Source organism: Pseudonocardia sediminis, from assembly GCF_004217185.1.
Taxonomy (GTDB): domain Bacteria; phylum Actinomycetota; class Actinomycetes; order Mycobacteriales; family Pseudonocardiaceae; genus Pseudonocardia; species Pseudonocardia sediminis.
In genome coordinates, this window is the sequence record NZ_SHKL01000001.1 from 2,208,426 (window position 1) to 2,227,390 (window position 18,965).

20 protein-coding genes are annotated in these 18,965 nt (G+C 74.3%); 14 read left to right on the plus strand and 6 right to left on the minus strand.

Features of this window, described 5'->3' with window-relative positions; translation table 11 throughout:
• Positions 1-26: 26 nt before the first annotated feature.
• From sbnA to bsaP, 5 genes are all read left to right on the plus strand, one after another.
• Positions 27-1,052, plus strand: a complete 1,026-nt coding sequence (gene sbnA, locus EV383_RS10280) for a 2,3-diaminopropionate biosynthesis protein SbnA (protein ID WP_130289701.1) — start codon at positions 27-29, stop codon at positions 1,050-1,052.
• A 69-nt stretch (positions 1,053-1,121) separates the two neighbouring features.
• Positions 1,122-2,306 (plus strand): 8-amino-7-oxononanoate synthase, encoded by a 1,185-nt coding sequence (locus tag EV383_RS10285; protein WP_130289702.1) that lies wholly within the window; start codon positions 1,122-1,124, stop codon positions 2,304-2,306.
• Complete coding sequence (gene bioD / locus EV383_RS10290; protein ID WP_130289703.1) at positions 2,303-2,998, plus strand: dethiobiotin synthase; 696 nt, start codon at positions 2,303-2,305, stop codon at positions 2,996-2,998. The genes EV383_RS10285 and bioD overlap by 4 nt, the downstream gene beginning before the upstream one ends.
• Positions 2,999-3,000: 2 nt before the next feature.
• A complete protein-coding gene (gene bioB, locus EV383_RS10295; RefSeq protein WP_130289704.1) occupies positions 3,001-4,008 on the plus strand; it encodes a biotin synthase BioB in 1,008 nt (335 codons plus the stop codon).
• A 23-nt stretch (positions 4,009-4,031) separates the two neighbouring features.
• Entirely contained in the window at positions 4,032-4,241 is a 210-nt protein-coding gene (gene bsaP / locus EV383_RS32075) for a biotin synthase auxiliary protein BsaP (RefSeq protein ID WP_130294201.1), read from the plus strand.
• 94 nt (positions 4,242-4,335) lie between these two features.
• Here bsaP and EV383_RS10305 read toward each other — a convergent pair whose 3' ends face one another.
• Entirely contained in the window at positions 4,336-5,370 is a 1,035-nt protein-coding gene (locus EV383_RS10305; RefSeq protein WP_130289705.1) for a zinc-dependent alcohol dehydrogenase family protein, read from the minus strand.
• 185 nt (positions 5,371-5,555) lie between these two features.
• Between EV383_RS10305 and EV383_RS10310 the strand changes: the two genes are divergently transcribed.
• Positions 5,556-6,101, plus strand: coding sequence for a type II toxin-antitoxin system PemK/MazF family toxin (locus EV383_RS10310; protein WP_130289706.1), 546 nt, complete (start codon positions 5,556-5,558; stop codon positions 6,099-6,101).
• A 28-nt stretch (positions 6,102-6,129) separates the two neighbouring features.
• On the opposite strand, the gene EV383_RS10315 is transcribed toward EV383_RS10310, so the two are convergent.
• Together EV383_RS10315 and EV383_RS10320 are read right to left on the minus strand one after the other, a co-directional pair.
• Positions 6,130-6,810, minus strand: coding sequence for an LON peptidase substrate-binding domain-containing protein (locus EV383_RS10315; protein ID WP_130289707.1), 681 nt, complete (start codon positions 6,808-6,810; stop codon positions 6,130-6,132).
• Between the two features lie 5 nt (positions 6,811-6,815).
• Complete coding sequence (locus EV383_RS10320; RefSeq protein ID WP_130289708.1) at positions 6,816-7,520, minus strand: NUDIX hydrolase; 705 nt, start codon at positions 7,518-7,520, stop codon at positions 6,816-6,818.
• Positions 7,521-7,698: 178 nt separating this feature from the next.
• Between EV383_RS10320 and nadA the strand changes: the two genes are divergently transcribed.
• Genes nadA through nadC form a run of 3 tightly spaced genes read left to right on the plus strand, consistent with a single transcriptional unit; the run spans position 7,699 to position 11,247 of the window.
• Positions 7,699-8,727 (plus strand): quinolinate synthase NadA, encoded by a 1,029-nt coding sequence (gene nadA / locus EV383_RS10325; protein ID WP_130289709.1) that lies wholly within the window; start codon positions 7,699-7,701, stop codon positions 8,725-8,727.
• Positions 8,724-10,316: an L-aspartate oxidase gene (locus tag EV383_RS10330; RefSeq protein ID WP_130289710.1), complete on the plus strand. Its 1,593-nt coding sequence runs from the start codon at positions 8,724-8,726 to the stop codon at positions 10,314-10,316. The genes nadA and EV383_RS10330 overlap by 4 nt, the downstream gene beginning before the upstream one ends.
• A gap of 34 nt (positions 10,317-10,350) precedes the next feature.
• Entirely contained in the window at positions 10,351-11,247 is an 897-nt protein-coding gene (gene nadC, locus EV383_RS10335) for a carboxylating nicotinate-nucleotide diphosphorylase (RefSeq protein WP_130289711.1), read from the plus strand.
• A gap of 56 nt (positions 11,248-11,303) precedes the next feature.
• Here nadC and EV383_RS10340 read toward each other — a convergent pair whose 3' ends face one another.
• Entirely contained in the window at positions 11,304-12,080 is a 777-nt protein-coding gene (locus EV383_RS10340) for a helix-turn-helix domain-containing protein (protein ID WP_207223484.1), read from the minus strand.
• A gap of 46 nt (positions 12,081-12,126) precedes the next feature.
• Between EV383_RS10340 and EV383_RS10345 the strand changes: the two genes are divergently transcribed.
• A complete protein-coding gene (locus EV383_RS10345) occupies positions 12,127-13,080 on the plus strand; it encodes a TIGR03564 family F420-dependent LLM class oxidoreductase (RefSeq protein WP_130289713.1) in 954 nt (317 codons plus the stop codon).
• Between the two features lie 98 nt (positions 13,081-13,178).
• A complete protein-coding gene (locus EV383_RS10350) occupies positions 13,179-13,571 on the plus strand; it encodes a tautomerase family protein (protein WP_130289714.1) in 393 nt (130 codons plus the stop codon).
• A 12-nt stretch (positions 13,572-13,583) separates the two neighbouring features.
• On the opposite strand, the gene EV383_RS10355 is transcribed toward EV383_RS10350, so the two are convergent.
• Both EV383_RS10355 and EV383_RS10360 read right to left on the minus strand, forming a co-directional pair.
• Positions 13,584-14,561, minus strand: coding sequence for a Leg1-related protein (locus tag EV383_RS10355; RefSeq protein WP_130289715.1), 978 nt, complete (start codon positions 14,559-14,561; stop codon positions 13,584-13,586).
• Positions 14,562-14,606: 45 nt separating this feature from the next.
• Complete coding sequence (locus tag EV383_RS10360) at positions 14,607-15,779, minus strand: winged helix DNA-binding domain-containing protein (protein ID WP_165438297.1); 1,173 nt, start codon at positions 15,777-15,779, stop codon at positions 14,607-14,609.
• A gap of 133 nt (positions 15,780-15,912) precedes the next feature.
• On the opposite strand from EV383_RS10360, the gene hisD reads away from it, so the two are divergent.
• Genes hisD through hisB form a run of 3 tightly spaced genes read left to right on the plus strand, consistent with a single transcriptional unit; the run spans position 15,913 to position 18,952 of the window.
• On the plus strand, positions 15,913-17,241 hold the full coding sequence (gene hisD, locus EV383_RS10365; protein ID WP_130289717.1) for a histidinol dehydrogenase: 1,329 nt from the start codon (positions 15,913-15,915) through the stop codon (positions 17,239-17,241).
• Complete coding sequence (locus EV383_RS10370; RefSeq protein ID WP_130289718.1) at positions 17,238-18,356, plus strand: histidinol-phosphate transaminase; 1,119 nt, start codon at positions 17,238-17,240, stop codon at positions 18,354-18,356. The genes hisD and EV383_RS10370 overlap by 4 nt, the downstream gene beginning before the upstream one ends.
• Positions 18,353-18,952, plus strand: a complete 600-nt coding sequence (gene hisB, locus EV383_RS10375) for an imidazoleglycerol-phosphate dehydratase HisB (protein WP_130289719.1) — start codon at positions 18,353-18,355, stop codon at positions 18,950-18,952. Before EV383_RS10370 ends, hisB begins: the two co-directional genes overlap by 4 nt.
• The last annotated feature ends 13 nt before the right edge of the window (positions 18,953-18,965 follow it).

Genomic DNA, 18,965 nt, shown 5'->3' on the forward strand with positions numbered 1-18,965 from the left:
CACCACGCGACACCGAGGAGGCGCAAGTGCCTGTCATCACCGATCCCCAGGACTTCAACGAGGACTCCCTGTTCGTCGACCTGCAGCCGGTCCTCGGCCACCGCCTCGCCCTGAAGTGCGAGGGGTTCAACTTCGCCGGTTCGATCAAGCTCAAAGCCGCCACCGAGATGGTGGAGGCCGCCGAGCGGGAGGGGGTGCTGCGCCCGGGCTCGATCCTGGTCGAGTCCTCCTCGGGCAACCTCGGTGTCGCGCTGAGCATGCTCGCGGCGAACAAGGGCTACGGGTTCCTCTGCGTCACCGACCACCGCTGCAACCTCTCCACCCGCCGGATGATGGAGGCGCTGGGCAGCCGGGTGCACGTGGTGTCCGAGCCGACCCCCGACGGCGGTCTGCTCGGTGCGCGGATCAGCTACGTGCGTGCGCTGTGCGCCTCCGACGACCGTTACGTCTGGCTCGACCAGTACGCCAACCACGGGAACCAGCGCGCCCACTACCGCCGGACGGCGCCGGTCGTCGCCGCGCAGTTCCCCGACCTCGACGTGCTGTTCGTCGGGGCCGGGACGACCGGCACGTTGATGGGCTGCGCGCGATGGTTCCGCGACCAGGGCCACCCGGCGCGGATCGTGGCCGTCGACAGCGTGGGTTCGGTGAGCTTCGGCGGTGAGCCGTCGCGGCGGATGATCCCGGGTCTGGGCAGCGGGTTCCGCCCGGCGATGCTCGACGAGTCCTACCTCGACGAGGTCGTCATGGTCGACGAGGCGGACACGGTGCGGTCGTGCCACCGGCTGGCGCGGCGCGGTTTCCTGTTCGGCGGGTCCACCGGGACCGTCGTCAGCGGGGCGCAGGCATGGCTCGACCACCACGACGACGGGAGCCTGACCGCCGTCGCGATCGCCCCCGACCTCGGTGAGCGCTACCTCGACACCGTCTACCAGACGAACTGGGTGGAGGCGCTCTACGGACCGGGGGTGCTCGGCCCGGACACGGTGCCCGGGGGCATCCCCGTCGTGGACATGGAGCTCACCGAGCGGCAGCGGGCGGACATGCTCTGAGGCTCCCCGCCGGGCCCGGCGGAGACGGCCGGCGGGGGTGACGGTCCGCGACGGATAGGCTCCGCTGCGATGACCCACCCCCTCGCCTGGCTCGACGACCGGGCTGACGCACGCCGCGAGGCCGGACTCCGCCGGGAGCTGCGGCCGCGCGCACCCGGCGCCGGACCGATCGACCTGGCCGGCAACGACTACCTGGGCCTGTCCACCGACCCGCGGGTGGTCGCGGGCGGCGTCGACGCGCTGCACGTCTGGGGCGCCGGGTCCACCGGTTCCCGGCTGGTCACCGGCAGCACCACGCTGCACGCCGACCTCGAGCGTGAGCTCGCCGCGTTCTGCGGGTTCGGCGACGCGCTGGTCTTCTCCTCCGGCTACACCGCGAACCTCGGTGCGGTGACGGCGCTGTCCGGGCCGGGGGCTCTCGTCGTCTCCGACGCGGCGGCGCACGCCTCCCTGGTCGACGCCTGCCGGCTGTCCCGGGCGCGGGTGCAGGTGGTGGCGCACAACGACCCCGCCGCCGTCGGCGCGGCGCTCGCGGCCCGGTCCGAGGAGCGCGCGCTGGTCGTCACCGACTCCGTCGGCAGCGCCGACGGCGACCTCGCCCCGCTGGCTGAGCTGCACCGGGTCTGCCGGGCGCACGGCGCGGTCCTGCTCGTCGACGAGGCGCACGGTCTCGGCGTCCGCGGGCCGGGCGGGCGCGGCCTGCTCGCCGAGCACGGCCTGGCCGGGGCGGACGACGTGCTGGCCACGGTCACGCTGTCCAAGGCGCTGGGCAGCCAGGGTGGTGCCGTGCTGGCCCCGCCCGGCGTCACCGCGCACCTGGTCGACGCGGCGCGCTCGTTCATCTTCGACACCGGCCTGAACCCGGCCGCCACCGGCTCCGCGCTGGCCGCGCTGCGGGTGCTGGCCGCCGAGCCGTGGCGGGCCGCCGAGGTGCTGCGGGTGGCCGGCGTGCTCGCCGCCGCGACCGGGGTCCCGACGCCGGAGTCGGCTGTGGTGCCGGTCGTGCTCGGCGACGCGGGCGTCGCCGTCGCGGCCGCGGCACGCTGCCTGGAGGCGGGGCTGCGGGTCGGCTGCTTCCGGCCGCCGTCGGTGCCGGCGGGCACGTCGCGACTGCGCCTGACCGCCCGCGCCGACCTGCGCGACGACGAGCTGGAACGGGCCTGCGACGCCCTGCGCCGGGTGCTGTCCGAGGTGGGAGGACCCGCCGTGCCTCCCGCCGCTTCCGCTACACGGCCGAGAGGGACCGTCCGATGAGCCGCCTCCTGGTCGTGACCGGCACCGGAACCGGGGTCGGCAAGACCGTCGTCACCGCGGCGCTCGCCGCGCTGGCTCTGGCCTCGGGGGAGCGGGTCGCGGTGCTCAAGCCGGCCCAGACCGGCGTCGCGCCCGGCGAGCCCGGTGACGTCGACGAGATCGCTCGCCTCGCGCCCGGCGTGACCGTCCAGGAGCTGGCCCGTTACCCGGACCCGCTCGCGCCGGCCACCGCCGCGCGCCGTGCCGGGACGGCGACCGTCTCCCCGGCGGCCGTCGTCGACGCGGTCCGCGAGCTGTCGGCGACGCACGAGCTGGTGCTGATCGAGGGCGCGGGCGGTCTGCTGGTGCACTTCGACGAGGGCGGCGGCGGTCTCGCCGACGTCGCCGCGCAGCTCCCGGCGCCGGTCCTGGTGGTGGCCGCGGCCGGGCTGGGCACCCTGAACCACACGGCGCTCACCGTCGAGGCGCTGCGCGCCCGCGGCCTGCGCTCGCCCGGCGTCGTCATCGGGTCCTGGCCGGACACGCCCGACCTGGCCGCCCGCTGCAATCTCGAGGACCTGCCCGCGGCGACGGGTGCCCGGCTGGTCGGCGCGCTGCCGGAGGGCGCCGGAGGGCTGGGTCCGGAGGCGTTCGACGATGTCGCACGTCACGGTCTGGGCCCCGCTCTCGGCGGGCGATGGCACACTCCCTGATCATGACGACCGCCCGGACCGACGTCCTCGCCCACGCCCGCGACCAGGTTCTCGAGAAGGGGATCGGCCTCGACCGGGAGCAGACGCGCGAGATCCTCGACCTGCCCGACGACGCCCTGGACGACCTGCTCGAGCTCGCGCACGAGGTGCGGATGCGCTGGTGCGGCCCGGACGTCGAGGTCGAGGGGATCATCTCGCTCAAGACCGGCGGCTGCCCCGAGGACTGCCACTTCTGCTCCCAGTCCGGCCTGTTCGCCTCGCCGGTGCGCTCGGCGTGGCTCGACATCCCGATGCTGGTCGAGGCCGCGAAGCAGACCGCGAAGACCGGGGCGACCGAGTTCTGCATCGTCGCGGCCGTCCGCGGGCCGGACGCGCGGCTGATGAGCCAGGTCAAGGCCGGCATCACCGCGATCCGCGACGCCGTCGACATCAACATTGCCTGCTCGCTCGGCATGCTGACCCAGGAGCAGGTCGACGAGCTGTCCGAGATGGGCGTGCACCGCTACAACCACAACCTCGAGACCGCCCGCTCGCATTTCCCGAACGTGGTCACCACCCACACCTGGGAGGAGCGCTGGGAGACGCTGTCGATGGTGCGCAAGGCCGGCATGGAGGTCTGCTGCGGCGGCATCGTCGGGATGGGGGAGTCGCTCGACCAGCGCGCCGAGTTCGCCTCCGAGCTGGCCTCGCTGGAGCCCGACGAGGTCCCGCTGAACTTCCTCAACCCGCGCCCCGGCACCCCGTTCGGCGACCTGGAGCCGCTGTCCGGCCCGGACGCGCTGCGCACGGTGGCCGCGTTCCGGCTGGCCCTGCCGCGCACGATCCTGCGCTTCGCCGGCGGCCGCGAGATCACCCTGGGCGACCTGGGTGCGCGCCGCGGCCTGCTCGGCGGCATCAACGCGGTGATCGTCGGCAACTACCTGACGACGCTGGGCCGCCCCGCCGAGTCCGACATCGACCTGCTCGGCGAGCTGCAGATGCCGATCAAGGCCCTGAACGAGACCCTGTGAGCGAGACGGTGGGCGCGGTCGACGTGCCGACGGACTCCTCCCGCGAGTCCGGCGGCCCGTACTGCGACCAGTGCGGGAGACCCGACGCCGATCCGGATCACCCCCGCTGCACCGCCCGCCGGGAGCTCGAACCCCCGAGGTTCTGCCCCGACTGCGCACGCAGGATGGTCGTGCAGGTCGACCCGGTCGGCTGGACCGCACGGTGCAGCCGCCACGGAGAACGCACGAGCTGAGGCCCGCCACAGACAGGACGAGCGCGGCTTCCGTCGCGTCGTACGCAACGGAAGCCGCGCCCGTTCGGCGGGGTCTCGCCCGCGGAAGCACCGATCAGGGCGCGATGAGCACCTTGAGGGCCTCGCGGTCCATCATCGCGCGGTAGCCGTCGGGGATCTCGTCCATGCCGATGGTGCGGTCGAAGACCTTGCCCGGCTGGATCTTCCCCTCGAGCACGTCGGGGAGGAGGTCCTCGATGTAGTTCCGGGCCGGGGCGACGCCACCGGCCATCTTGATGTTGCGCATGAACGTGCCGGCGTCGAGCGGGACGCTCTCGTACTGCGAGACGCCGACCCGGCCGACGGTTCCGCCGTCGCGGGTGACGCCGATCGCAGTGTGCACGGCCTGCTCGTAGCCGACGCACTCCAGCGCCGCGTGCACGCCGTCGCCGCCGGTCAGCTCGCGGACCTTCTCGATCGCCTCGTCGCCGCGCTCGGCAACGACGTCGGTGGCCCCGAACTCGCGGCCGAGGTCGGTGCGGTCGGTGTGGCGGCCGAGCAGGATGACCCGCTCGGCGCCCAGGCGGGTCGCGGCGAGCACGGCGGACAGGCCGACCGCGCCGTCACCGACGACGGCGACCGTGTCGCCCTTGCTCACGCCCGCGCTGACCGCGGCGTGGTGCCCGGTCGGGAACACGTCGGACAGCGTCAGCAGCGAGGCGAGCAGCTTGTCGTCCGGCTCACCGGGCAGGCCGACGAGCGTGCCGTCGGCGAACGGCACCCGGACGTACTCGCCCTGGCCGCCGTCGGTCTCGTCGGAGCCCCAGCCGCCGCCGTGACGGCAGGAGGTCTGCAGGCCCTGCCGGCAGAAGTCGCAGGTGTTGTCAGCCCAGACGAACGGGGCGACGACGAGGTCGCCCTTCTTCGTCGTCTCGACGCCCGAGCCGACCTCCTCGACGACGCCGAGGAACTCGTGGCCGATCCGGCTGCCAACGTCGGACTTCTCGGCGCTCTGGTAGGGCCACAGGTCGCTGCCGCAGATGCAGGAGCGCACGACGCGCACGATGGCGTCGGTCGCGTCGCGGAGCTTGGGGTCGGGCACCTCGGAGACGCGGATGTCGCCGGGTCCGTGGATCAGGGTGGCGCGCATGATGAGCGGTCCTCCGTAGTCGTTGAATACTCACGGACCGATTACCCGGCGCCACGTCGTCGTATGCGCACACGGTGGTGTGAGAGCGATCGCCCGCCGGGGTCACGGGCCGCGTCTATGGGTTCGGGGTTCCCCGCGCGGGGCCGTCCCAACCGGCGCGGGGCACGACCGGCATGCTGTCCCCCATGGCGAACTGGGGCGCGATCCTGCGCAGGGCCGCGGACGTCGTGATGACGCTGCTGGACGACTCGAAGAAGAACGACCGTGCTCCCCAGGGGCAGGGACAGGGCCAGGGGAGGCCCTCGGGTGGTGCTCCGGCACCCGCCGGGCACTCCGGGGTGCGGACCGCACCGTCCGGTGACCGGGCCCGCGAGATCGTCTACGCACCCGACATGGACGGCAACGCCGACCCCGGCGAGATCGTCTGGACCTGGGTGCCGTTCGAGGAGGACGCCTCCCAGGGCAAGGACCGTCCGCTGCTGGTGGTCGGACGGGCCGGGCAGGACCTGCTCGGCCTGATGCTGTCGAGCCAGGGCCACCGCGCCGACGACGCGAACTGGGTCGGCATCGGCTCCGGGTCGTGGGACCGCGAGGGACGGCCGTCCTACATCCGCCTGGACCGGGTGCTCGAGGTCGAGGAGAACGGCATCCGCCGCGAGGGCGCGATCCTGGCGCGGGACAAGTTCGACGTCGTCGCGGGTGAGCTGCGCGGACGGTACGGCTGGCGCTGAGCCCACCGGACGGCCGGCGCCGGGCGTCCTAGTTGGAGCTGTGCTCGTCGGAGAACGTGCCCAGCGGGGCCGGGACGGCGTGCAGCCGCTGCAGCAGGCCGGTCTCGCGGGCGAGCAGCATGCGGATCGCGCGCACGCGCTGCACCGGGCTGGTCTGCTCCAGCAGCGCCTGCCGGTCGTCCATCGGCAGCAGGCAGTCCGCGGCCAGCAGGTGGGCGAGCTGGTCGAACGGGGTGTCGTCCTTCGGCTCGGTCCAGTCGTCGTTGCGCCAGGCCGTGCCGCAGTAGCGGCGGTGCGCGGCGCGGGCCGCGGCGTCGAGCATCGCGACCAGACGGTCGTCCGGCTCGTCCACGGTGACGTCGGGCAGGAACTCCACCGACCCGGTCAGGTACGGCTTGGAGTCGGTGTCGAGGTCGATCAGCCGGAAACGCCGGGCGCCGCGGGTGACGACGTCGTAGCGCCCGTCCGGGAGCCGGCGGGCGTCGAGCAGCGCGGCGGTGCAGCCGACGGGGTAGAGGCCGTCGATGCCGTCGGCGTCGGGGGAGTGGCCCTCGCGGACCGCGATCACGCCGAACTCCTTGTCCAGCACCTCGCCGGTGATCAGGTCGACGGTGAGCTGCCGGTACCGCGGTTCGAAGATGTGCAGGGGCAGAGCCGCCCCCGGCATCAGCACCGTTCCCAGCGGGAACAGCGGAATCGTCGCGGCCACGCCGGTCACGGTAGTACGGGGCGGGCCGCGACGCCCGGCGGTCTGAGCACGGCGAACGCGTCGGTGACCCGCAGCGTGCGGTCGGTGAACCGGAACAGCGCCGCCGGGCGGCCCCCGGCCCGTCCCGGGGGAGCCACCGCCCCGGTCGGGGACAGCAGGTCGCGCCGGGTCAGCACCCGTTGCAGGTTGGTCGCCGACACCGGGTGTCCCAGCGCCGTCGCGTAGAGCTCGCGCAGCGCCGAGATGCTGAACTCCGCCGGGGCCAGGGCGAACCCCAGGTTGGTGTAGGAGAGCTTCGCGCGCAGACGGTCCCGGGCGACGTCGACGATCCCGGCGTGGTCGAACGCGGTCCGCGGCAGGTCGTCGACGTCGTGCCAGGCGGTGTCGGGCGGCACGGCCGGGTCGGCGTCGGAGGGCACCAGCCCCAGGAACGCGGTCGCGATCAGGCGTGCCCCGGTGCCGGTGCGCAGCGGGTCGGAGAACACCGAGAGCTGCTCGACGTGGGCGACCTCGCGGACGTCGACCTTCTCCGCGAGCTGGCGGCGCACCGAGGACTCGACGTCCTCGTCGTCGCCCAGCCGCCCGCCCGGCAGCGCCCACCGTCCCGCGTCCGGCTCCATCGCCCGCTGCCAGGCCAGCACGCGCAGCCGCTCGGAGCGGATCTGCAGGACGGCCGCGAGCACCTCGTGCTCGGTCGGGCGGGTGGGCATGGCGCGAGCGTAGAGGCGCCGCGGCCGGGGCCCGCCGCCGCCGGGCGGGTGTCGTCCGGGTTACGCCGAAGTGAGGCGCGGAACACGCGAACGGTGTCGGCAGCCGTTCGCCGGTGCTACGATCCGACTAGTTTCCGCTCAGTAGGCGAAAACCCGACGACGTCCCGGGAGGACGACGATGAGCGCGAGCACGCTGACGACGCAGGCCACGGTGGACATTCCGGACACGGGGCTCCACGGACCGGATTCGGAGTGGGCGGAGGAGGTGCGCGCCCTGGCCCGGAAGCGCGACGCCGTGATCCTGGCGCACAACTACCAGGTGCCCGAGGTGCAGGACGTCGCCGACCACGTCGGGGACTCGCTGGCCCTGTCCCGGATCGCGGCCTCGTCGGACGCGTCGACGATCGTGTTCTGCGGCGTGCACTTCATGGCCGAGACCGCGAAGATCCTCGCCCCGGAGAAGACGGTGCTGATCCCGGACGAGCGCGCCGGCTGTTCGCTGGCCGACTCGATCACCGCCGACCAGCTGCGTGAGTGGAAGGCCGAGCACCCCGGCGCCGTCGTCGTGTCCTACGTGAACACCACCGCCGCGGTGAAGGCCGAGACCGACATCTGCTGCACCTCCTCGAACGCGGTGGAGGTCGTCGACTCGATCCCGCGCGAGAAGGAGGTCCTGTTCCTGCCCGACCAGTTCCTCGGCGCGCACGTCCGCCGGGAGCTCGGCCGCGAGAACATGCAGGTCTGGGCCGGTGAGTGCCACGTGCACGCCGGCATCAGCGGCACGCAGCTCACCGCGCAGGCCGAGGCCGACCCGGACGCCGAGCTGTTCGTGCACCCGGAGTGCGGCTGCGCCACCTCGGCGCTCTACCTGGCCGGGACCGGCGCGGTGCCCGCGGACCGGGTCAAGATCCTCTCCACCGGCGGCATGCTGGACGCCGCCCGCGCGACCGGCGCCAAGTCGGTCCTGGTGGCCACCGAGATCGGGATGCTGCACCAGCTCCGCAAGGCCGCACCGGACGTCGACTTCCGCGCGGTGAACGAGCGCGCGTCCTGCACTTACATGAAGATGATCACCCCGGAGGCGCTGCTGCGGTCGGTGCGTGACGGCACCGACGAGGTGCACGTGGCGCCCGAGCTGGCCGAGCGCGGACGGGCCGCCGTGCAGCGCATGATCGAGATCGGTCAGCCCGGAGGTGGTGGGGAATGAGTACGACCGTCTGGGAGGCGAGCGCGGACCTCGTGGTCGTCGGGTCCGGTGTGGCCGGGCTGACCGCGGCGCTCGACGGAGTGCGGGCGGGGCTGCGGGTCGTCGTGGTCACCAAGGACGCGATCGACGCCGGCAGCACCCGGTGGGCGCAGGGTGGCGTCGCCGTCGTCCTCGGTGACATCGCCGGCGACTCGGTGGGCGCGCACGTCGCGGACACGATGGCCGCCGGCGGCGGGCTGAACGACGAGACCGCCGTCGCCGAGATCATCGGTGCCGGGCCGGGTGCGGTCCGGCGGCTGCGCGAGCGCGGCACCCTCTTCGACGCGCGCGGCACGAGGCTGGAGAGGACCCGCGAGGGCGGGCACTCGGCGTTCCGGGTCGTGCACGCCGGCGGTGACGCGACCGGCGCGGAGATCGAGCGCGCCCTGGTCGCCGCCGCGGTGAACTCGGAGATCACCGTCCTGACCGGGTGCGTCGCCGTCGACGCCCTGCGGGACGCGAGCGGGCGGGTCGGGGGACTGTCGGTGCTCGACGACGCCGGTCGTCCCGGCCTGCTGCGCGCGCCGGCGGTGCTGCTGGCCAGCGGCGGGTACGGGCAGCTCTACTCCAGCACCACGAACCCGGAGACCTCCACCGGCGACGGGGTCGCGCTCGCGCTGCGGGCCGGGGCGTCGGCGTCGGACCTGGAGTTCGTCCAGTTCCACCCGACGGTCCTCTACACCGGACCCGCGGTGGGCCGCCGTCCGCTCGTCACCGAGGCGGTGCGCGGCGAGGGCGCGATCCTGCGCGACCGGACCGGGCACGCGTTCATGACCGGCGTGCACCCGCTCGCCGACCTGGCCCCGCGCGACGTCGTCGCGGCCGCGATCACGCGGCGGATGGCCGAGACCGGTGCGGACTGCATGTACCTCGACGCGACCGGCCTGGAGGGTTTCGCCGCGCGCTTCCCGACGGTGTCCGCCTCGTGCGCCGAGGTGGGGATCGACCCGCGCACCGACCCGATCCCGGTGACCCCGGCCGCGCACTACGCGTGCGGCGGCGTCGTCGCCGGCACCGACGGCCGGACCCGGGTGCCGGGGCTCTACGCCGCCGGTGAGGTGGCCCGCACCGGCCTGCACGGGGCCAACCGCCTCGCGTCGAACAGCTTGCTCGAAGGGCTCGTCGTGGGGGAGCGGGTGGTCCGCGCGGTGCTGGAGGACCGCGCGCTGCCGCGTCCGGCGTCGCCGCAGTTGATCTCGCCTGCCCCGGCCGTCGCGATCGCCGACCGCGGTGTGGTGCAGCGTGCGATGAGCACCTGCGCCGCGATCGGGCGCGACGCCACCGGGCTCGCCGCCGCCTCGGACGCGGTGGAGCAGGCCACGTCGACGGCCGTCCCGATCGACCGGGCCGGCGTCGAGGACGCGGCGCTGACGCTGCTCGCGCAAGGAGTCCTCGCCGCCGCCGGGACACGCCGGGAGAGCCGGGGCTGCCACGTCCGCACCGACTTCCCCGGCCGCGACGACGTGTGGCAGCGGGAGAGCCTGGTGATCACCCTGGACGAGGCCGGGCTGCCGGTCGTCGGCCGCGACGCGATGGCGGGTGTGGCGTGAGTACCGACGACGCACTCGGTCCCGCGGAGGAGACATGAGTACCGCTCGGGTTGCGGCCGGGGTGGGCGGCGTCTCCGAGATCGGCGTCCCCGACCCCGACGACCTGGCCCGCGTCGTGCGCACCGCGCTGGACGAGGACCTGCGTTACGGGCCGGACGCGACGACCGCGGCCACCGTGCCCGCCGACGCGGTCGCGGTCGGCGAGTTCACCCCGCGCGCCGCGGGCGTCCTGGCCGGCATCCCGGTCGCGACGGCGGTGCTCGACGAGGTGCTCGGCGCCGGCGGTTACGAGGTCCTGACCGCACTCTCCGACGGGTCCGCGCTGGTCCCGGGTGCGCCTGCGCTGGCGGTGCGGGCCCCGGTCCGCGGGCTGCTGACCGCCGAGCGGACCGCGCTGAACCTGCTGTGCCACCTCTCCGGCGTCGCCACCGCGACCCGGGCCTGGGTGGACGCCGTCGCCGGGACGCCCGCGGCCATCCGTGACACCCGCAAGACGCTGCCGGGGCTGCGGCTGCTGGAGAAGTACGCGGTGCGCTGCGGCGGCGGGGTCAACCACCGGCTCGGGCTCGGCGACGCCGTGCTGATCAAGGACAACCACGTCGCGGCCGCCGGGTCGGTGTCCGCGGCGCTGGCCGCGGCCCGGGAGCTGGCCCCGGACCTGCCGTGCGAGGTCGAGGTCGACTCGCTGGACCAGCTCGACGAGGTGCTGGCGCTCGACGCGGAGCTGGTGCTGCTGGACAACTTCAGCCCGGCCGACACCGCGGAGGCGGTGCGCCGCCGGGGCAGTGCCCGGACGTTGCTGGAGTCCTCCGGCGGGCTGGTCCTCGGCAACGCCGCCGAGTACGCCGCGACCGGGGTGGACTTCATCTCGGTCGGCGGGCTGACGCACTCGGTGACGGCGCTGGACCTGGGGCTGGACCTGCGTCCGTGATCGTCACGACCGGCGGGAACGCGACACATCTGTCGCGTTCCCGCCGGTCGCGGTGATCACCCCACGGGCACCAGGACGAGGATCGACGCGTCCGGCCCGCCCGTCGGGCGCAGCAGGTGCGCCCGGACGGGGCGGCCCTGCAGCGTCAGCGCCGGGGCGTCGAACGCACCGACGCCCCGGCAGTCCCAGACCGGGCCCAGCTCGGGCGCGTCCTCGCGGAGCATGTCGCGCACCTCGGCGATCCGCCGGTCCCCGGCGTGCAGGTCCGACGCCATCCGGAGCTGCCGCGCCACGGACATGACCAGCCGTGTCGGGTCCCCGACCGCGGGGCCCGGTTCGACGGCGAGCTGCCGGACCACGTTGCGGTGGCTCGGTGCGCGCTCGCCGGGGTGCCCCCAGATCCGGGCCCACGCGTCGTTGGCGTCGACCATGTCGAGACGGTGGTCGAGCAGCACCGCGGGGCTCGAGGGCCAGCTGTCGAGCAACGGACGCAGCGACGCGGGCGCGTCCGGGTCCGGCTCGTCGAACCGGGGCCGTGAGAGCGCCCGCAGGTGCCCGCGGCCGACGTCGTCGAGGCCGAGTACCCGCCCCACCGAGTCCAGGACGTGGTCGGACGCGCTCACCCGGCCCTGCTCGAGCCACGTGTACCAGGACAGGCCGACGCCGGACAGCGCCGCGACCTCCTCGCGCCGCAGGCCCGGCGTGCGCCGCCGCGACGTCGACGGCAGGCCGACCGACTCGGGCCCGAGGAGGCGACGGTAGGAGCGCAGGCACGCCCCGAGCTCGCGCCGCCGGGCCGCCCCGAGCGAGCCTGTCACCTCTGACACCACCATGAACACGCTCCTGGTCCGGTGCGGGGCGATCCCGCAGTCTGGCTCCATGATCGGTATCGGAGTCAACATCGCCGCGGGGCTGCCGGATTCCCCGGGTCCCGGTTCTCAGGGGCACGGGTACAACGTGGTCGACGAGCTCGTGACGCGGGCGCAGGCCGTCGCCGCGGCGGGCCTGCCGACGGTCTGGATGCCGCAGAACTACGGCCTCGACACCCTCACCGCCTACGCCACGATCGGCCGCGAGGTGCCCGGCATCGAGCTCGGCGCGTCGGTCGTCGTGGTGCAGCCGCGGCACCCGCGGGTGCTCGCCGCGCAGGCCCAGACCGTGCAGGCCGCGACGCACGGGCGTCTCACGCTGGGTCTGGGCGTCAGCCACCCCGGGCTGATCGAGGTCTACGACATCCCGTTCTCGAAGCCGGTCGCCGCCCTGCGCGCGCACCTCGACGTCCTGCTGCCGATCCTGGAGGGACGGTCCGTGCCGGGCTCGCACGGGGTCGGCTCGGACGCGGCGTCGACGACCGTTCCGGGCGCGACGCTCCCGGTACCGACGATCCTCGGCGCGCTCGGGCCGGTGATGCTGCGCCTGGCCGGGGAGCGGTCCGGGGGCACGATCACGTTCCTGGCCGGCCCGCGGACGATCGGTGACCACGTCGTCCCGGCGCTGACCGCGGCGGCGACCGGCGCCGGTCGCCCCGCGCCCCGGGTCGTCGTCGGGATCCCGGTCGCGGTCAGCGACGACCCCGGCCGGGTCCGCCGCGACATCGCGGCCGAGTACGCGGCCCTGGCGGCACTGCCGTCGTACCGCGCCACCCTCGACCGTGACGGCTTCGACGACGCCGGCGGCATGGCCGTGACCGGCGACGAGCAGGCGATCGCCGACGGCCTGGCCCGCTACGCGGAGATCGGCGCGACCGACGTCAACGTCAGCCTCGTGGGCACCGCGGCCGAGCGGGAGCGAACCCTGCGACTGCTGGGGGAGCTCACCGCGTCCGGGGTGTGACCGTGCCCCGCGCGTGAGGTGCGCCGCGATGACGGGTGGGCCGGCACCGGAGCGGGTAGTGCCGCGGGGTCCGTATCCAGCCAGCCCCGGGAGTCCCCGTGCCCCTCATCCGCATCGACGCCGTCGCCGGTCGTCGCACCCCCGAGCAGCTCACGACGCTGCTCGACACCGTGCACGCCGAGATGGTGTCGGCGTTCGGTACGCCGCAGCGCGACCGCTACCAGGTGGTGCACGAGCACCCGCGTGAGCACCTCGTCGTGCAGGACACCGGTCTCGGGTTCGAGCGGACCGACGACGTGCTCGTCGTGCAGGTGACGTCGCGCCCCCGCGGCCGGGAGGCGAAGGAGACGTTCTACAGCGGGCTCGCCGCGTCCCTGCAGCGCGAGTGCGGCCTGCGGCCCGAGGACCTGCTGGTCACGATCACCGAGAACACCGACGAGGACTGGTCGTTCGGCCACGGCCGCGCCCAGTTCCTGACCGGCGAGCTCTGAGCCCGGTACCCCTCACGGTCGCAGCAGGTGGCGGATCAGGCGGAGCTGCTGTGCGCGGTTGTCGCGACGGCGGTCGAACACCGCGTCGAGCAGCGGCAGGACGTCGTCGCGGGCCTCGCGGGTGCGCATGATCCGCCGCCACAGCCACAGGTTCACCGCGTAGCGGCGGTCCGTGGTCCGGGCCAGGCCGAGCACGCTGCGCACGTTGCGGCGGACCTTCCCCGGCAGGTCGGACTGCGCACCCGGGACGTCGCCGGGACCCAGCATCCGCTCGGGGAGCACGTCGAGGCCGTGGTCGGTCATCGAGTCGAAGTCGGTCCGCCACGCCGCGGCCCACAGGAAGTCGACCATCCGGCACCACCCGCGCAGGAACTCCGTCTCCTGCGGCGTGTGGAAGGCGGCGACGTCGTCGCGGGTGAGCTGCGCGGCCACGACGTCGAGGCACGTCTTGTGCGCCTTCCACAGCGCCGAGCGCAGCGGCTCGTCGTCGCCGCCGGGCGGGGTCGCGGCGACCAGCTCGAAGTAGGCGCGCCAGTCCGCCACCCCCGGGTGCAGGGCCGCCGGGACGTACCGGGATCCACCCGGGCCGCCGCGGGCGTGGTCGAACGGGGTGGGTCCGTCCGGGCCGGCGAGTCGTGCGTCCGGCACCGTCCCGGCCGCGACCGCGCCCAGCCAGGGCACCACGCACAGCACGTAGTTGCCGTAGCCCCACGGCGCGGCCGGGTCGATCCGTCCGTCGTCGCGTGAGGTGGGTCCGAGCCGTCCGGTCCGGAACTGCCACTGGTGCTGGAACATCAGGCCCCAGAGCGGGTTGCCCCGGTTGTCGGCACCGAAGCGCCCGCCGTCGTTCGTCGCCTCGATCAGCGACCGGTAGGCCCCCATCCGCTGCGCGAAGGAGAACGGGTCGAAGCGGGGCCCGGGCCCGGGTGCGGCGGTCCAGCTCCCGTGCAGGTCGTGCCCGGCCAGCTCTGCCGGGTGGGTGACGGTCACGGCTCCACTCTCATCCGTCGGGCCGTGGGCCGCGACCTCACCGGCTCACGCCAGGAGACCGGCCTGCATCGGCGCGGGGAAGCGGACGCTGAACCGGACGTCGCCGAGCAGCTCCCGGAGCGCGTGCGCGGCGGCGTCGACGGCGTCGCGGGCCTCGGTCCCGACGTCGGCGAGCATCCGGACCGCGATCTCGCCGTCGCGGCGCTGCACCCAGCCGCCGGCGATCCGGCCGTCCACCCAGACGGCCGGCCCGCCGTTGCCGTTGCGGTCGAACATCTCGCCGACGATCCCCGGGTCGAGGTGGAAGGCGCGGGCCTTCCATCCCATCGTCGCCGGGTCCAGACCGGGGAGCAGTGCCACCGACGGACCGGGATCGTCCACCTCCCCGACATCGTCGGGCAGGACGTACCCGGTGCCGTCCTCGACCGTGACCTCGACGGCGCCGACGTCGGCCAGCGCGGCCTTCGTGACGGCGACCGTCCACCCGGCCCACCACTTCAGGTCGTCGCGGGTCGCCGGGCCGTACGCCCGCAGGTAGGCCCGGGCCAGCCCGGCCGCGGCGACGCGCCGGTCCAGGGGTTCGCCGACGCCGCCGGGCACCCAGTCCCGTGCCGCGGCCCAGCGGTACTGGCCGTTGATCCAGGTCCCGGTCGGGCGGGCGCGCAGGACCTCGCCCTCGAACCCCATCACCAGCAGCGTCCGCGCATGCCCGGGGTAGACGCCCGGCCCGATCGGGATCGACGTCGCGGCGAGCTCCGGCAGCGCCAGGCCCACCTGGCGGGCCGGCATCGGGCCCTGCGCCACGAGCAGCTCGTGCACCTGCGCGCGGGCACCGGCCAGCCATCCCGCCGGGTCGGTGATGCCCCCTGCGGCGAGCTGGGCGAGCAGGTTGCGGTGCTGCACCGCCGCGACGTCGACGGTCGCGGCGTGGTGGGCCAGGCGCGTGTGTGCGTGGCCGAACACCCACAACGTCCGGCGCATCGCGTGGTGGCGCAGCAGCGAGCGGTCGGTGTAGAGCGCCGTGTCGAGCGCGTCCAGCGACGGCGTCGCCATCCGCGCCGCGGCGGACAGGTAGACGCTCACCGGGTCGGTGGAGTGCAGGGCGACCAGGTCGTCGGCGATCCGCAGGACGTCGTCGGTGCGGTGCGCGGCGGCGAGCCGGTGGCGGGTGACGAGCCGGTGGCGCCGCTGCACGCCGTCGATGTGAGGTGTCGCCACGGCCGACAGCGTGCCAGCACCCTGGTGACAGCATCGGCGCACCCACCGACAGTTTCTCCCGGCTCGGGTATCGCCGGGGTGACCTCCCACCGCCGGAGACGATCTTGTCGGTCCCCGGCCGTACCCTGGGGGCATGCTCCGCCGTCTCGACCTGCGTTCCAGTCCCCTTCCCCGCCCGGCGACCCTGCGCGGGATGCTGCCGCGGGCCGAGGTCGACGTCGACGCCGCGCTCGCGGCCGTCACGCCGATCGTGCATGCCGTGCGGGACCGGGGGACCGAGGCCGTCCTCGAGGCCACCGAGAGGTTCGACAAGGTGCGCCCGGCGTCGATCCGGGTGCCCGGCGAGACGGTGACGAACGCGCTGCGCGACCTCGACCCGGACATCCGTGCCGCCCTGGAGACCTCCATCGAGCGCGCCCGGAAGGTCCACGAGGAGCAGCGCCGCGCGGACGTCGTCACGCAGGTGGTGCCCGGCGGGACCGTGACCGAGCGGTTCGTGCCGGTGCGCCGGGTCGGGCTCTACGCGCCGGGCGGGCTGGCCGTCTACCCCTCCAGCGTGATCATGAACGTGGTCCCGGCGCAGGCCGCGGGCGTGGACTCCCTGGTCGTGGCCTCGCCGCCGCAGGCCGAGTTCGGCGGCCTGCCGCACCCGACGATCCTGGCCGCGGCCGCCCTGCTCGGGGTGGACGAGGTGTGGGCCGTGGGCGGCGCGCAGTGCGTCGCGCTGCTGGCCTACGGCGGCACCGACACCGACGGCGGCGAGCTGGAGCCGGTCGACATGGTCACCGGGCCGGGCAACATCTTCGTCACCGCCGCGAAGCGGATGCTGCGCGGCCTGGTCGGCATCGACGCCGAGGCCGGCACCACCGAGATCGCGATCCTGGCCGACTCCGGCGCCGACCCCGTGCACGTCGCCGCGGACCTGATCTCACAGGCCGAGCACGACCCGAACGCCGCGTCGGTGCTGGTCACCACGTCCGAGGAGCTGGCCGCCGCGGTCGACGCCGAGCTGGAGCACCAGGTCGGCGCGACCAAGCACACCGAGCGGGTCCGCACCGCCCTGTCCGGGCCGCAGTCCGGGACCATCCTGGTCTCCTCGACCGACGACGGGATCGCGGTCGTCGACGCCTACGCCGCCGAGCACCTGGAGATCCAGACCGCGGACGCCCGCGCGGACGCCGCCCGCGTCCGCAACGCCGGCGCGATCTTCATCGGTCCGTACGCCCCGGTCTCGCTCGGCGACTACTGCGCCGGGTCGAACCACGTGCTGCCCACCGGCGGCTGCGCCCGGCACTCCGGCGGCCTGTCCACGGCGACGTTCCTGCGCGGCGTGCACGTCGTGGAGTACACCGAGGCGGCACTGCGCGACGTCGCGGACCAGGTCGTCACGCTCGCGAACGCCGAGGACCTGCCCGCGCACGGCCAGGCCGTCACCGCCCGCTTCGGCGGTGCCGCCCGATGAGCGCGCCGGTCGGAGCCGAGGTCGAGCTCGAGAGCCTGCCGCTGCGCGACGACCTGCGCGGGAAGTCGCCCTACGGCGCCCCGCAGCTCGACGTCGCGGTGCGGCTCAACACGAACGAGAACCCGTACCCGCCGCCGCCGGAGCTCGTCGCCGACGTCACCGCCGCCGTGGGAGAGGCGGCCCGCGAGCTGCACCGCTACCCCGACCGCGACGCCGTCGCGCTGCGCACCGACCTGGCCGCCTACCTGAGCGCCCAGACCGGCACGTCTCTGACGGCGGCCAACCTGTGGGCGGCCAACGGGTCGAACGAGATCCTGCAGCAGCTGCTGCAGGCCTTCGGCGGACCGGGACGCACCGCGCTCGGGTTCGTGCCCAGCTACTCGATGCACCCGATCATCTCCTCGGGTACGCAGACCGACTGGATCCCGGCCCCGCGCCGCGACGACTTCGGCATCGACGTCGACGCCGCACGTCGCGTACTGACCGAGCGCGCCCCGGACATCACGTTCCTGACCAGCCCGAACAACCCGACCGGGCAGTCGATCGACCCCGACGACCTGGCCGCGCTGGTCGACGCCGCACCCGGCGTCGTCGTGGTCGACGAGGCCTACGCGGAGTTCTCGGCGTTCCCGAGCGCGACCACGCTGCTGGGCACGCACGGGCACAAGCTGGTGGTGTCCCGGACGATGAGCAAGGCGTTCGCGTTCGCCGGTGGGCGGCTGGGCTACCTCGCCGCCGCGCCCGCCGTCGTCGACGCGCTGCAGCTCGTCCGGCTGCCGTACCACCTGTCGGTGCTCTCGCAGGCCGCCGCGCGGGCCGCGCTGCGCCACGCCGGGGCCACGCTGGGCTCGGTCGCGCTGCTCTCGGCCGAGCGCGACCGCGTGATGGCCGAACTGGCCGCCGCCGGCTACGACGTCGTGCCCAGCGACGCCAACTTCGTGCTGTTCGGCCGCTTCGCCGACGCCCCGCGGGCCTGGAGCTCCTTCCTCGACCAGGGCGTCCTGATCCGCGACGTGGGTATCGCCGAGCGCCTGCGCGTCACGATCGGCACGCCGGAGGAGAACGACACCTTCCTGCAGGTCGCAGGCGATCTCGCCACCAAGGAGCTTTCATGAGCCGCATCGGGCGCATCGAGCGCGTCACCAAGGAGACCCGGATCGTCGTCGAGATCGACCTCGACGGCACCGGGAAGACCGACATCGACACCAAGGTCCCGTTCTTCGACCACATGCTCGACGCGTTCGGCAAGCACGGCGCGTTCGACCTGAGCGTGCACGCCGAGGGCGACATCGAGATCGACTCGCACCACACCGTCGAGGACGTCGCGATCGTGCTCGGCCAGGCGATCCGCGAGGCGCTGGGGGACAAGAAGGGCATCCGCCGCTTCGGCGACGCCTGGATCCCGATGGACGAGGCGCTGGCCCAGGCCGTCGTCGACGTCTCCGGCCGGCCGTACACGGTGTGCACCGGCGAGCCGGAGATGATGCGCGGCTTCGTCGTCGGCGGGCACTACCCGACGGTGCTGAACAAGCACGTGTTCGAGTCGCTGGCCTTCCACGGGCACCTGGCGCTGCACGTGCGGGTGCTCGACGGCCGCGACCCGCACCACATCACCGAGGCCGAGTTCAAGGCCGTCGCCCGTGCCCTGCGCGCCGCGACCGAGCCGGACGCCCGGATCACCGGCGTCCCGTCCACCAAGGGCGCGCTCTAGAACGGACCCGCGC